The sequence below is a fragment of the Cohnella phaseoli genome, from assembly GCF_003386235.1.
Classification (GTDB): Bacteria; Bacillota; Bacilli; order Paenibacillales; family Paenibacillaceae; genus Cohnella; species Cohnella phaseoli.
Genome location: NZ_QRDZ01000043.1, coordinates 1 through 14,146 on the forward strand (window position 1 = coordinate 1; position 14,146 = coordinate 14,146).

Annotated in this window: 12 protein-coding genes and 1 pseudogene; 9 read left to right on the plus strand and 4 right to left on the minus strand. The window is 54.8% G+C overall.

Annotated elements, in window-relative coordinates; translation table 11 throughout:
• The 6 genes from ltrA (DFP98_RS34360) to rpmG all read left to right on the plus strand — a co-directional run.
• Positions 1–1,020 (plus strand): group II intron reverse transcriptase/maturase (gene ltrA, locus DFP98_RS34360; protein WP_116065156.1); only part of this gene is annotated, 1,020 nt, incomplete at its 5' end.
• Between the two features lie 169 nt (positions 1,021–1,189).
• Positions 1,190–2,482: a group II intron reverse transcriptase/maturase gene (gene ltrA / locus DFP98_RS34365; protein ID WP_116065157.1), complete on the plus strand. Its 1,293-nt coding sequence runs from the start codon at positions 1,190–1,192 to the stop codon at positions 2,480–2,482.
• A gap of 353 nt (positions 2,483–2,835) precedes the next feature.
• Positions 2,836–3,687 carry a metal ABC transporter permease gene (locus DFP98_RS34370; RefSeq protein ID WP_116065158.1) on the plus strand — a complete coding sequence of 284 codons (852 nt, stop codon included), beginning with the start codon at positions 2,836–2,838 and terminating at the stop codon, positions 3,685–3,687.
• Positions 3,671–4,837: a metal ABC transporter substrate-binding protein gene (locus DFP98_RS34375; protein ID WP_116065159.1), complete on the plus strand. Its 1,167-nt coding sequence runs from the start codon at positions 3,671–3,673 to the stop codon at positions 4,835–4,837. Before DFP98_RS34370 ends, DFP98_RS34375 begins: the two co-directional genes overlap by 17 nt.
• Positions 4,838–4,880: 43 nt before the next feature.
• Positions 4,881–6,098, plus strand: coding sequence for a GTP-binding protein (locus tag DFP98_RS34380; protein WP_116065160.1), 1,218 nt, complete (start codon positions 4,881–4,883; stop codon positions 6,096–6,098).
• A gap of 37 nt (positions 6,099–6,135) precedes the next feature.
• On the plus strand, positions 6,136–6,285 hold the full coding sequence (rpmG, locus tag DFP98_RS34385; RefSeq protein WP_116065161.1) for a 50S ribosomal protein L33: 150 nt from the start codon (positions 6,136–6,138) through the stop codon (positions 6,283–6,285).
• 82 nt (positions 6,286–6,367) lie between these two features.
• Here the strand turns inward: rpmG and DFP98_RS34390 are convergent, their stop codons facing one another.
• Both DFP98_RS34390 and DFP98_RS34395 read right to left on the minus strand, forming a co-directional pair.
• Positions 6,368–7,282, minus strand: coding sequence for a polysaccharide deacetylase family protein (locus DFP98_RS34390; protein WP_181918128.1), 915 nt, complete (start codon positions 7,280–7,282; stop codon positions 6,368–6,370).
• A gap of 291 nt (positions 7,283–7,573) precedes the next feature.
• The gene (locus DFP98_RS34395; RefSeq protein ID WP_116065163.1) at positions 7,574–9,331 is read right to left on the minus strand and encodes a stalk domain-containing protein; all 1,758 of its coding nucleotides are present in this window, start codon (positions 9,329–9,331) and stop codon (positions 7,574–7,576) included.
• A gap of 178 nt (positions 9,332–9,509) precedes the next feature.
• On the opposite strand from DFP98_RS34395, the pseudogene DFP98_RS34400 reads away from it, so the two are divergent.
• Positions 9,510–9,647, plus strand: a pseudogene (locus DFP98_RS34400) (GTP-binding protein); the annotation flags it as partial.
• Between the two features lie 74 nt (positions 9,648–9,721).
• Here the strand turns inward: DFP98_RS34400 and DFP98_RS34405 are convergent.
• Together DFP98_RS34405 and DFP98_RS34410 are read right to left on the minus strand one after the other, a co-directional pair.
• Positions 9,722–11,041, minus strand: a complete 1,320-nt coding sequence (locus DFP98_RS34405) for a glutamate-1-semialdehyde 2,1-aminomutase (protein ID WP_116065164.1) — start codon at positions 11,039–11,041, stop codon at positions 9,722–9,724.
• Positions 11,042–11,137: 96 nt separating this feature from the next.
• Positions 11,138–12,151 carry an LCP family protein gene (locus tag DFP98_RS34410; RefSeq protein ID WP_116065165.1) on the minus strand — a complete coding sequence of 338 codons (1,014 nt, stop codon included), beginning with the start codon at positions 12,149–12,151 and terminating at the stop codon, positions 11,138–11,140.
• 114 nt (positions 12,152–12,265) lie between these two features.
• Here DFP98_RS34410 and DFP98_RS34415 point away from each other — a divergent pair, with 114 nt between their 5' ends.
• On the plus strand, positions 12,266–13,354 hold the full coding sequence (locus DFP98_RS34415) for an ABC transporter ATP-binding protein (protein ID WP_116065166.1): 1,089 nt from the start codon (positions 12,266–12,268) through the stop codon (positions 13,352–13,354).
• Positions 13,351–14,145, plus strand: a complete 795-nt coding sequence (locus DFP98_RS34420) for an ABC transporter permease (RefSeq protein WP_116065167.1) — start codon at positions 13,351–13,353, stop codon at positions 14,143–14,145. The genes DFP98_RS34415 and DFP98_RS34420 overlap by 4 nt, the downstream gene beginning before the upstream one ends.
• Position 14,146 lies beyond the last annotated feature (1 nt).

Sequence of the window (14,146 nt, forward strand, 5' to 3'; positions counted from 1 at the left end):
AAGGGAAAGCCCAAGGAGAAACGTCCGCTGGGCATCCCGACCATACGGGACAGGGTGTGCCAACAGGCACTGAAAAACAGGTTGGAACCGATCTTTGAACCCCTGTTCAGCGAATGCAGTTTCGGGTACCGGCCGGGCCGCTCGACCCATCAAGCGATGCGGAAAATTTATCGCGAACTGATGGACGGATGCGAATGGGTGGTCGACGCGGACTTGCGGGACTTTTTCGGGACGGTGCACCATGAGCCGCTCATCGACATGATCGCCGAGCAAATCAGCGACGGGAGAATCCTCAATCTGGTCAGACAAATGCTCGAAGCCGGGTATATGGAAGACGGAAAGAAATACGACACGCCCAGCGGCACACCGCAGGGCAGCGTAGCGAGTCCGCTGTTTAGCAACATTTACCTGAACCGATTCGATCATGAGATGACGGGCAAAGGATATCGCCTGACGCGTTTTGCCGACGATTGGGTCGTCCTCTGCAAAACGCAGGCGGAAGCCGCGAAGGCACTAAGAGACGCTAGAACGATTCTGGAATCGCTCGGATTGACACTTCACCCGGAGAAAACAAGGATCACCCATATTAAATGGGGATTCGAGTTCTTGGGATATAAACTGAAGCGAGGAAAAGGACTGACGCTGCCGCGGGAAAAGGTGAAAAAGCAACCAAAGATGAACATCTATGCCTTTCCCAAGGACAAATCAATCCAATCGTTCAGGGACACCATCCGAGCCCGGACACGTAGACGCATTCCGCTGACGGTCTTTGAACTCATTGACTCCATCAACCCCGTCATACGGGGATGGGGCAACTATTTCCGTAAAGCCCACGTAAGGAAGCTCTTCAACCGACTTCAACGTTGGATTGTCCGGCGAGTGTGGAGTCACCGTTTTAAACGCTGGCGCAACAAGGGATGGAAGATGCTACATGAATCCGTTCTCTACTCCAAGTACAGATTGGTAAACCTCTTGTCATTAATACCAGACTTGAACCTGCGGGCTGCACCCAGAGGGTGACATGAAGGAAAGCGGATTGCGGGAAAACTGCACGATCCGTTTGAACGAGCGGACGGAGGAAGGCGCAAGCCGACCTCCTTCGACTCTACACCGACGAACGCAGGACAACACAACCTGCGGGAGGGAAGGCGCCCTGCTTTGTTCAAGCTTCTTAAGGAGGTACGAGTGAGTGAATGCCAAATGGCTAACGACACCTAAGGAAAAAGTTCAACAACTCCAAGAGAAGCTAGGTCATGCTGCCAAGACAAGCAAGAGCCGAAAATTCCATGCACTGTATGACAAAGTCCATCGAAAGGATGTGCTACAGGAAGCGTGGCGGAGAGTACGGGCGAATAAGGGAGCGGCAGGCGTCGACGGGGAAACGATGACAGCCATCGCGAAGATCGGCGAAGACCGATTCCTGGCGGAATGCCAGGAACGACTCGTGAACAAGTCATACCGCCCGCAGCCCGTACGTCGTCACTATATCCCCAAGAAGGATGGGCGGAAACGCCCGCTAGGCATTCCAACGGTGAGAGACCGCGTCGTACAAATGGCAACCAAACTCGTACTGGAACCCATCTTTGAAGCAGATTTTCAGGACTGTTCATTCGGTTTCCGACCCAAACGCAGCGCGAAACAAGCGCTGGAGCGAATTCGCAAGGCGTGCAACCGTAAAGGCAATTGGGTGATCGACGTCGACATTCAAAGTTACTTTGACAACATCAACCAAGAGAAGCTGATGAAGCTGGTGGAAATGCGCATCAGTGACCGACGCATTCTCAAACTCATTCGACAATGGCTCGAAGCAGGAGTAATGGAGGAAGGAAAGGTGAGACGCTCCGACTTCGGAACGCCGCAAGGAGGAGTGATCTCCCCGCTCTTGGCCAACATCTACCTGAACTACTTCGACCGATTGTGGGAAAAGCATGGTAAGGAAGTCGGGGAACTGACGCGATACGCAGATGATTTCGTCGTGGTGTGCAAGACGAGGAAGGAAGCGCTGCACGCACAGAAGGTAATCCAAGCGATAATGGAGCGACTGGAACTGACCTTGCACCCGGAGAAAACGCGAATTGTGGGGCTATGGACGGGTGAAGAAGGCTTTGACTTCCTCGGCATGCACCACCGGAAGACAAAAGCAGAAACAGGCCAGAACCGCGTGTACTACACGACCCAGCAATGGCTCTGCAAGAAAGCAGAGAAGCACATCCGGGAAGTGGTAAAGGAGCGACTGGCGCCGCCGAAGATGCGATATGTCTCGTTCCAGGAACACGTAGACTGGCTCAACCTGAGGATTCAAGGATGGAAGAACTACTACGCGACACCGTACAGCACGAGATGGATGACCAAACTAGACTGGTACATCCGAACACGGCTGACGAAGTGGTACGCGAAGAAACGCCAGCGTTCCCGCTGGCACAGTTCCGGACAGGAAGTAAAATGGTTAAGCCAGATGCATGGATTAAAGACGCTTTTGTAAGTCGCATGCACATGAATGACGAACATCGGAAAGCCGTATGAGGGAAAACCTCACGTACGGTTTGATGAGGAGGGGCTGAAGATACTTCAGTCCTTCACTCTAGTCATCTGAACAGCTCTGCTTATGGGAAAGCCCCTTTTTTATAGGCACATCTGTACTTTCTCCGCAGCATTTCTTGTGTAATTTCTAAATATTGCTCTTACAGTTAGGGTTGACAAAAAAATCTCTCCCTGTTAACCTCTAATAGTAATTATTACGATTAACAAAGAGAAGAAAGCCGGACCACAAGTCCGGTTTCCCTTTGGACTAGAATCGTAATGATTACGATTAAACAACAAGAGGTGTAGAAAACGATGCTTCACTACGACTTCATGCAGAGGGCGTTTCTGGCCGGAGGGGCGATCGCGATGATTGCGTCGGTGCTGGGAGTTTATCTGATGCTGAGAGGGCAGGCGCTAATGGCGGATATGCTGTCGCATGTGTCGTTGGCGGGGGTGACTGCGGGGGCGTTGGCGCGGGGGAGTCCGGCGCTGGCCGGATTTGTAGTTGCGGTGATTGGGGCAATTGTGGCGGAAAATGTTCGTCGGTCGTATCGATCGTACTCCGATGTGTCTGTCGCGATTATTATGATCGGCGGGTTGTCTACGGCGGTTGTGCTAATGTCGCTCAATCCCGGTGTGGGGAGAAGCTTTAGCTCGTACTTGTTCGGATCGGTCGTAGCCGTCCGACAGACGGAGATCGGCTTAATTGCGGCGGTTGCGGTCGTGGGCGGCGCATTTTTCTACCTTTGCCGGAAGGCGCTCTACTTGATGGCCTTCGATGAAGAGACGGCGCAGGTGAGAGGCATTCCGGTCCGTCTCGTATCGCTCCTGTTCAGTACGATGACCGGAATGATCGTCGCCGCGGCGATGCCGATCGTTGGCGTGCTGCTCGTATCGTCGCTGATTGTGCTTCCCGCCGCTCTGGCGATTCGAGTTGCGCCGAGCTTTAACGCGGCAGTTGGGCTGGCGATGCTGGTCGGCGTAGGCGGAGTTTTCACGGGGCTATCCGCTTCCTACGAACTGAGCACGCCCCCGGGAGGAACGATAGCGTTGACGCTGCTTGTTATTCTGGGCGCCGGAATTGCGCTAAAGAAGGCTGCGATTAAAATATCAGTTTTACGAGGAAAATCAAGGAGGATTTCACGGAATGAAAAGTTGGTATAAAGGTATGGCTGGAATCGCGATCGCTGCACTGTTGGTCGCGGGATGTGGACAATCGAAGGAAAATAACCCGGCGAGCGGGAGCCAAGCGAGCGGAACGACGGCCAATGAAGCGACGGCAAGCAGCGGTTCGTCGAACCCAAATAAATTGCAAATCGTCGCTTCTTTCTATCCGATGGCCGAGTTTGCCAGACAAGTGGCCGGGGAGTATGCGGATGTCGTTAGCTTGATCCCGTCCGGAACCGAGCCGCACGATTGGGAGCCGACTCCTAAGGATGCGGCGTCGATTCAAGAGGCGGACGTCTTCGTCTACAACGGTATCGTGGAGGGCTGGGCGGAGAAGACGCTCGAGAGCGTCAAGAACGACAAGCGAATCGACGTGAAGGCGATCGAAGGAATCGATTTGATCGAAGGATCGCACGATCATGGGCACGAGCATGGTCACGAAGAGGATGAACACGACCATGAGCACGGGGATGAAGACGCTCACGAGGACGAGCATGCTCATGAGGATGAACACGCACACGAAGGCGAGGATGTCCAGGCCGAGGAACACGAACACGAAGATGAGCACGCCCATGAAGGCGAATCGGAAACTGCTGAGCACGATGAACATGAGCACAGCCATGAATTGGACCCTCACGTATGGCTGGATCCGACTCTTGCCCAGCAGCAGGTGCGCAACATCCAGGCGGCGCTGGAGCAGGCCGACCCTGAGCATAAGGACAATTACCGGGAGAACGCGGAGGCTTACATAGCCAAGCTTCAAGAGCTCGACCGGAAATTCAAGGATGAGCTGAACGGCGCGACAAGGAAGGAGTTTGTGACGCAGCACGCGGCATTCGGGTATTTGGCGAAGGCTTATGGGCTGACGCAGATTCCGATCTCGGGACTATCGCCGGAGCAGGAGCCTTCTCCCGAGCAAATGGCGAAGGTTGTGGAGCTGGCGAAGGAGCATGGAGTGAAGACGATTTTCTTCGAGACGTTAGTCGATCCGAAGGTCGCTCAAGCGATTGCGGACGAGATCGGCGCGGCGACGGATGTGCTGAATCCGCTCGAAGGCTTGACCGAGGAGGATATTGCAGCCGGACTGGACTATCTCGGGATTATGTCCAACAACCTTACTGCGCTGGCCAAGTCGTTGAAGAATTAAAATATTGTACGGAATCCAATTGAACCGACAAGGAGATGCGACAATGAGCAAAGACAAATTGCCGGTAACAGTGCTGAGCGGGTATTTAGGTGCGGGGAAAACGACGATTCTGAATCATGTGCTGAACAACCGGGATGGCTTAAGGGTTGCCGTCATCGTGAACGATCTGGGGGAAGTGAACATCGATGCCGACCTGATCAAGGATGGAGGCGGATTGTCGAGTACGGAGGAGAAGCTGGTGGAAATGTCCAACGGCTGCATCTGCTGCACGCTGCGCGAGGATTTGCTGCAAGAGGTGGAGCGGCTGGCGAAAGAAGATCGTTTCGATTACATTCTGATCGAATCGACGGGAATCGGCGAGCCGGTCCCTGTCGCTCAGACCTTCTCATATATCGACGAGGAGCTTGGCATCGACTTGACGAAGTTTTGCCGGCTCGATTGCATGGTAACGGTGGTGGACGCTTATCGGTTCTGGAAGGATTTTGGCTCAGGGGATTCGCTGATGGATCGCAAGCAGGAGGTCGGGGAAAACGATACGCGCGAGGTCGTCGACCTGCTCATCGACCAGATCGAGTTCTGCGATGTGCTTATTCTGAATAAATGCGACAGAGTGGAGGCACAGGAGCTTGCCGAGCTGGAAAAGGTGCTCAAAGCTTTGCAGCCGCGAGCCAAGCTTATTCGGTCTGAGTATGGGCGGATTGAGCCGTCGGCTATTTTGAATACGGGGCTGTTCGATTTTGAGACGGCCAGCCGATCGGCGGGATGGATCCAGGAAATGGAGAAGGATCACCATGTTCCGGAAACGGAAGAGTACGGGATCGCTTCATTCGTGTACGAGAGAGCGCGCCCCTTTCATCCGGAGCGTCTCATGGCCTGGATGAGCGATTGGCCGTCCGAGGTCGTACGCGCCAAGGGAATCGTCTGGTTGGCTACGCGGAGCCAAATGGCGCAAAGTTTCAGCCAAGCCGGGCCTTCGATTCAATTCGGTCCTGCGGGCTACTGGGTGGCGGCATTGCCGGACGCTGAGCGGGACGCGATTCTAAGAGACGAGCCAAAGGTGGCCGAGCACTGGCATCCGTTGTACGGAGATCGGATCAATAAGCTCGTGTTTATCGGCATCGAGATGAACCGGGGACAGCTTACGGCCGAGTTGGACGAATGCTTGCTGACGGATGAGGAGCTGGCGATGAATTGGTCGACTTTCCGGGACGGTTTTCCGAATGGGTCGGCGGAACAGATGGAGGAGCAATTCCAGGCGTAAGCGAGCTACAGGTTAAGCGAATAGAGAGGTGAGCAGCATGAGAGTAATCGTCACTTTGGCCTGCACGGAGTGCGGCGACCGCAACTATACGGTATCGAAAAACAAACGAACGCATCCGTCGCGACTGGAGCTTAGAAAATACAGCCCGCGGCTCAAGAAGCATACGCTTCATCGGGAAGTGAGATAACTAGGAAACGCGAAACGGAAGAGGATGTCCTTATTCAGGGGCATCCTCTTCCGTTATGTAGGCTCCTCTCCTTGAGGGCAACTCATCCCGTATAAGCTTTAATCTTTTTCAGTTGCCCGATTGTCGTCTCCGGATCCATCCCCACTTTGGCGGCATTGATTCTGAAGCCTTTGGCATCGGAGCGGGAATTGACTCCCTTCTCGATTGTGAAGGAAATTTGGATGTCAAGCGACTTCAGCGCTTCCATTACGGTGTCGTTATAAGCGCCGTAAGGGAAGCACAGGATGCTGTCGGTGTTGCCGAGCTCCTCCTTCAACCGTTCCTCCGCTTTCTTCAGATCGTCGATAATCCGCTGCCTGGCCTCCTCCTTCGTTTCCTGACGTTTTTTATTGATCAGATACTTGCGTGCCGTAAGCGCAGGCTTCGACTTGCCCCTCTCGTTCACATCGGCATACGCATGCGAATCATAAGTGTGAGAGTAGAAGGTCATACCGTCCTTCTGCATCTCGCGCATTTGATCCCAGGTCATCTTGGGGACTCCGATCCGCTCGTCGATAGACCTGACGATGAGGAAAGCGGTGGCCGGATAGCCGTATTCCTTCAGCACCGGATACGCCAGCTTGTAGAAGCTTTCATAGCCGTCGTCAAAGGTAATCAGTACCGCATTGTCAGGCACCTTTCCCCCCTTAAGAACGAAGTCCGAATACTCCTTCATGCCGATGACCCGGAATCCGCTTGTCTTCAATAGCTCCATCTGTTTCTTAAAAACTTCCGCCGATAACGCCTTTTTCGTCGTCTTGCCTTTGACGAGATCGTGATACATCAATACGGCGACCCGATCCTTATAGTAAACCTTACTTTTTTTCGATATTGCCTTCTTCTTATATACCGTTACCGCTCCAGTTTCAAGCTTAGTTGCCTTCCCTTCTGCATGTGTGGGTACTTCCTTGTTGCAGGCAGCGAGGATGATAGAAACCAGTATTACCAATGAAATCACGGATGCCCAAGACCTTCTGCGTAAAAACATAAAACGAATCTCCTCCTTCTATATGAGGAGGATTATACAGATGACATCTTAATGGAATGGCTCACGACTGCTTAAAAAATAGTGGACAGGTTCTTAAAGAAACCTTAATTGCGGCAATCCGGGTAAGGGGAGGAGGGGAACGGGAGGGGAGACGCGCAAGGGGCTGTCCCATAAGTAGGGGCGTACAACATTCACTATCGATCATCCATTCGTACGACTCTTTTCTACTTATAAGACAGCCTCTTGATTAACGCAATAAGCTTATTGAACGGTTTGTGGCATTGGAACAAACACCAGGTTGATCGGAAGATTGCTGCCGGATGCCACGATCAACGCTAGATCGACCGTCTCTTCCTTATCGCCGGTACGGTACAGGATACCCAGTTCGTCCGGGTTTTTCAAAATGCTCTTCTCTACCGCCTGCACCACCCGGTCGTTGACGAGCAGCGCCCCCGCATAATGGCCGCCCCGCGCATTGAGTCCGATTAGCGTATGAGGCGCAACCTTTACCCGCACATTGTAACGCACGCCGGTATTGCCTTTATTCGATTCCGGAATGCCTAGCAGCTTATCCTCGCCTTGAAGGAAGCTGTCGTCAAGATCGCCGATTGAAATCCGCTGCTCCTCGTAGCCGAGCGCCTCGTTGACGATCAGCGAACGATCGGCATCCTGGAACGTTCCGCGGACATGACGGCCATCCCGATCGAGCTGCTTCAGCTCGGGAAGAATCCCGAATATATTTTGGCCCGGATGCGCCTCCGCATCTACCGCGGCAACGGTAAACTGCAGCTCGTCGCTGGTCTGAATCTCCGTATAGGAGGTCATAATCAGATTCGGCTTCAGCGGCGTATCGCTAACCTCGGGCAAGACGATGACGGATTCGCCCGGCTGCAGCACGACTTGATCGCGAGGCTTGCCGTGAGCCGTATCTTCAAGGAAGCGGGCGACGGCGTTTTTCCCGCTTGTGGAGACGTAGTCGGTCGGCCCGCCCTTGCCGAATGCTTCGATATTATAGGTGACCGGATAGCTCTTGCGATTGGTGGCGATCAGGTAGATGGTCAGTGTTTTGCCCGAGCGGTTGCCGTTATGGATATTGATTCGGAGCTTGCCCGAGACGCTATCCTGGTAAGCGATTCCTTCCTCGAGGAAATATTCAGGGCTGTTGCTGCGAATTAACTGCATCGGCCGGGATTCGATCGTATACGGCACTTTCGTCATACGGAGAACGGAAGAGCCGTTAATGGTCATTTTGTCGCCCGGGGGCGTGAACAGACGATTGAATTCCTCCTCGGTGTACATCGATTCCTCCGTAATCCGGATCTCCTGCGTCAAGGAATCGGTTAGGCCATAATTGTTGGTCACCTTCAACGTAACATGCACAACGCCGGGACGGAAAAAGGCGCGTTCCAAGCCTGTCCATTCCGTCTTGACGATTTTGCCGCGTTCATCGTAGCTTTCATCGGAGTATTCGATGGGTTCCCCCATTTTGTAGACGGTTTTGTTCGTTGAAAATTTCGCGACCGGGGGCACGGCTTTCGCTTCTTCTTTCCACGAAAGAGAGTACGAGGTTCCGCTTGCCTCCAAACGGCTGCCGGTAATTTCCGACCAGGTACGGATTGGCACCATCATACTGCCTTGCAGGGTGAATAGCTTGCCGGATGCGAGGCGCTTTGCGCCATTTAAGGTGTAACGGGCCGTGCCCGCCTTAAATCGGAGTTCCATGCCCTTCTTCGAGACGACCGATTCCTGGGTGGCTGCGTCGTAGGAGACGGTGTAGCCGTACAAATCGGCTACAGTTCTCAGCGGAATAAAGTTGGCTCCTTGCTTGTAAGTAACCGGCTGGACGGCCTTCATGAGCCGACCGTTGAATTCAATACTCGCGCTATTGGACTTCAGCAGAACGGTATTCTGCTGCGCAGCGACATCTTGCCCATAGGCGGAAGCGGCGGAAAAAGGGATCGACAGCAGCATGGAACCGAGAACGATCTTCGTCAATTGTTTTTGGATTTGCAGTTTCATTGTAATAAGTTCTCCTTAAGCTTGTTCGATTCTAGAATATCGCCTGCCCGCCATACGTCGTATAGGAATATCCCGATAGCCTGTTTCCATCGAAATGGGAAGGTATGTATAAGTGACGCACGCGAGCGGTAAATGTTGCGGTATTGACGGAGGGGGGGATTTTGTGGCCGTACAGAACATCGATGAGGAGCCTGGCATCGACTTGATGAAGTTTAGTCGGCTCGATTGCATGGTAACGGTGGTGGACGCTTATCGGTTCCGGAAGGATTTTGGCTCAGGGGATTCGCTGATGGATCGCAAGCAGGAGGTCGCTGAAACATAAAAACTCGCAAGAGCAGGAGCAGTCCCCTGGCAAATGCGAGCTTTTTAAATTGTTAGAAACTAACGGACTTAAAGTTCACTTCCCATCTCAGCGAAAGACTCCTCCGCCGCAGACAAGGTCGCGTCAATGTCGGCATCGGTGTGAGCCGTCGTAAGGAACCATGCTTCGTACTTAGAAGGGGCGAGGTAGACGCCGCGCTCCAGCATGAGGCGGAAGAAGCGGCCGAACTGCTCGCCGTCGGAGAGCTGCGCGTCCTCGTAGTTGGCGACCGGTCCGGCGCAGAAGTGAGTGGAGAACGCGCCGACGATCCGGTTGATCGTCAGCGGCTCGCCATGCCGGTCCGCAGAGGCTTGCAGCCCGTCGCACAACCGTGCGGCCTGCGCTTCCATGCGAGCGTAAACGCCCGGCTCGCGCAGCACCTCCAGGCAAGCCAGTCCGGCGAGCACCGACGCCGGGTTGCCGGCCATTGTGCCCGCCTGATAAGCGGGGCCGAGCGGCGCGATCATCTCCATCAAGTCGGCGCGGCCGCCGTAAGCTCCGATAGGAAGGCCGCCGCCGATGATTTTGCCGAGGGCGGTTAGATCCGGCCGGATCGCTTCCTGATCCGCGAACGCCGAGAATGTCTGGGCCGAGCCGTAGTGGAAGCGGAACGCGCTGATCACCTCGTCGTAGATGACGAGAGCGCCAGCGTCCCGCGCCAGCTTGCACAGCCCTTCCAGAAAGCCGGGCTTCGGCATCACCATGCCGAAGTTGCCGACGATCGGCTCGACCATGACCGCCGCGACCTGGTCGCCCCAATGCTCCAGCGCCGTGCGCAGCCCGTCCAACTCGTTAAACGGCACGGTAATGACCTCGCTGGCAATACTGGGCGGGATGCCCGCGCTGTCGGGAATACCGAGCGTCGACGGGCCGGAGCCCGCGGCGACGAGCACCAGGTCGGCATGGCCGTGGTAGCAGCCGGCGAACTTGATGATTTTGTTGCGGCCGGTGAACGCCCGGGCGACGCGAATCGTCGTCATGACCGCCTCCGTGCCCGAGTTGACGAAGCGCACCTTATCCATCGAAGGGATCGCTTCCTTCAGCGCCGCCGCGAGCCGAATTTCATGCTCCGTCGCCGTGCCGTACAGCGTGCCGTTCTGCGCCGCCCGGACGATCGCCTCGGTGACCTTCGGATGCGCATGTCCCGTAATGATCGGCCCGAACGCGGCCAAATAGTCGATGTACCGGTTACCGTCGACATCCCAGAAATAAGCGCCCTCCGCGCGTTCCATAAACACCGGCGCACCGCCGCCGACCGCCTTGAAGGAACGGGAGGGGCTGTTCACTCCTCCGACAATGTGGCGCTGAGCTTCCTCGTACAGCTGCTCCGAACGTACTCTCTGATTCATTTTCTCCTAACCTCCGCTTATCCGTGTTGTTGCTTTCTGGCCTGCAAGACGAATATAAACATCATACCGCCATCCCGAGGGACGGCGGTATAGTACTTAATTTTGTGCGGCTGCCGAACTCGCGGAAGGGCTGGCTCCCGGAGTTTCCTCGACTGCCGTATCGTCCGTGCTCAGCACTTCCTGTACGTATTCCTTCAGCTTGTCGCGATTCCGTACGCCCAGCATCGCCGAACCGTTTACGTTTTCGTCGAAGACAAGGTCCATTGGAGGAATTTGCGCGGAGCCGGCCTGATGCGAATTGTAGCCCAGCGTGCCCAGCTTCAGCATATCGTTCGAGGTCATGTTCGTCTCGATGTACGGAACGACCTCGCTCAAAATATCCGGAAGCTTGATCAGGTTCCAGCCGTCCATCAGCTTGAGCGCTACGGCTTTCAGGAACTGGCGCTGGCGCTCGGTGCGGCTGAAGTCGGACAGCTTGTCGTGCCGGAAACGCACGTATTGCAGCGCCTTATCGCCGTCGAGATGCTGCTGCCCCTTCTTCAGGTTGATGTCGTACCGGTTGCCGTCCGCATTGTCGGTCCATTTCATATCCTTTTCCACATAGAAGTCGACGCCGCCAAGCGCATCCACCAGCTTGATGAATCCTTGAAAATCGGCATAAACATAATACTGAACATCCAGTCCCATCAGGTTGCCGATCGTCTTCATCGCCAGCTCCGGGCCGCCGAGGGAAAGGGCCGTGTTGGCGCGGTTGTCTTTATAACCGGGAATTTCCACGCGGGTGTCGCGCAGCACCGAGAATAGGTGTATTTTCTTCGATACGGGATCGAAGGAGGCGACCAGCATCGTGTCCGACCGGGGCACTTCCCCTTCTCTCAGCCCTCTGTCGTCGCCGCCCATGAGCAGCACGTTGACCCGTTCCGAGCCTTCCCACTCCGGCGGCTTGTACTCCGGCTTCTCCTCAAACTGGCGGAACCGCGATTCCTCTTTCGGCTTCTGTGCCTTATCGATTTCTTTAACGCTTGCCCATGCCCACCAGCCTACCGCACACAAAAAAATAAAAGCCAATCCCAATATCGAGAACAAGGTGATCTTCCACTTTTTCTTCATTCCGATAGTCCTCTCAGTTGACAGTATGTTAAAATTATAAAGTTTCGGCCCCAGAATGCGCAAGTTCATGTAAAAAACCTTTAATGAACTCGACTTGACCCTAGGAGGTTCATCATGTTAGCCATAGACGTGCATCAGCTGCGCAAGCAGTTCAAAGTCCAGAAAAACCGCGAAGGTCTCAAGGGAGCGCTCCAGGATTTGTTCAAACGGGAGCATACTGAGGTAGCGGCGGTCAAGGATATCAGCTTTCAAATTCCTCAAGGCGAAATATGCGGTTACATAGGGGAGAACGGTGCAGGCAAGTCGACCACGATCAAAATGCTGACCGGCATTCTCGTGCCGACCTCCGGCAAGCTGCTCGTCAACGGATTCGTTCCTTATAAAGAGCGCGAGAAGTTCGTGCAGGGCATCGGCGTCGTGTTCGGGCAGCGCAGCCAGCTGTGGTGGGATATCGGAGTCATCGAATCTTTTCGACTGCTCAGAAAAGTATACCGGGTCGACGAGACGGATTTTCGCAAAAGGCTGGACGAGCTGGTGGAAACCCTACAATTGCAGGAGCTGCTAAACCGCCCGGTGCGCAAGCTGAGCCTGGGTCAGCGGATGCGCTGCGAGCTGGTGGCGGCGCTGCTGCACAATCCTTCGATTTTGTTTTTGGACGAGCCGACGATCGGCTTGGATATTGTCGTGAAGACGGAAATCCGCGAGTTTCTGAAACGGCTCAACCGCGAGCAGGGGACGACGATTCTGCTGACGACGCATGATCTGCAGGACATCGAGGCGCTGTGCTCGCGCGTCATTATGCTGGACGACGGGCGCATTATCTACGACGGCGGACTGGAGGAGCTGAAGGCGCGCTGGGGCAAAGGGCGCGAGGTGCAGTTCCAGTTCACCGATCCGGTGACGCTGGCTAGGGTGTCGGCCTTGACGGGAGAGCTGGATGTGCGCTGGTCGCTGGACAACGACCTGACGGCCAAGGTGTGGATTCCGCGCGAGATGAACGTGTCCGAGGTGTTGTCGCGCGTCGTGGGCCGGCTCGATATTAGCGATATTAAAATTTTCGAGACGAATACGGATGAGATCGTGCGCGAGATTTATCAGTCGGGCAGCGCCGAAGCGCCGCGCGATTTGTCCGCCCTGAGCGAAGGGGAGACAGGCCCCGGGGACCGCGAGACCGAGAAGACGGAGGCGGGAGCGGCGCGATGATGAGTATGTACTTGGATTTCGTCCGCATCCGGTTTCTGATGATGCTCGCTTACCGGGTCAACTATTACAGCGGCATCGTGATCTACGCGATCAATATCGGGGCGTATTATTTTTTGTGGAAGGCCATTTTTGGCGAGGCGGAGACGCTGCAGGGGTTCACGGTTATCCAGATGTCCACTTATGTGGCTGTGTCGTGGATGGCGCGGGCGTTTTATTTTAACAACCTGGACCGGGAAATTTCGAATGAGATCGTCGACGGCAGCGTGGCGATCCAGATTATTCGGCCATATTCTTATTTGCTCGTGAAAATGATGCAGGGCTTCGGCGAAGGGCTGTTCCGCTTGCTGCTGTTCATGATTCCGGGGATGATCGTCGTTTCGTTTATTTTTCCGCTGGAGCTGCCGACCGATCCGGTGCAGTGGATCGTTTTCTTCGTCATGATCTGGTTCAGCTTTCTGATTAATACGCAGCTTAACTTGCTGACGGGGCTGGGCGCATTCTTCTTCGAGAACAATCAAGGGATTATGTCGATGAAAAGAATTATGGTCGACCTGCTGTCCGGCGTCGTCGTTCCGATTGCTTTTTTCCCGGGATGGGCGATTTCGATTATGAACTGGTTGCCGTTTCAGGCGATTACGTATTTGCCGGGCTCGGTGTTTACAGGGCGAATTCAGGGGGCGGACGTGTGGAATGCGCTGCTCGTGCAGGTCGCTTGGACGGTCGTGCTGATCGTACCGATTATGCTCGTATGGCGCGCGGCGCGGCGTCGTCTGTTCGTGCAAGGGGGTTGAG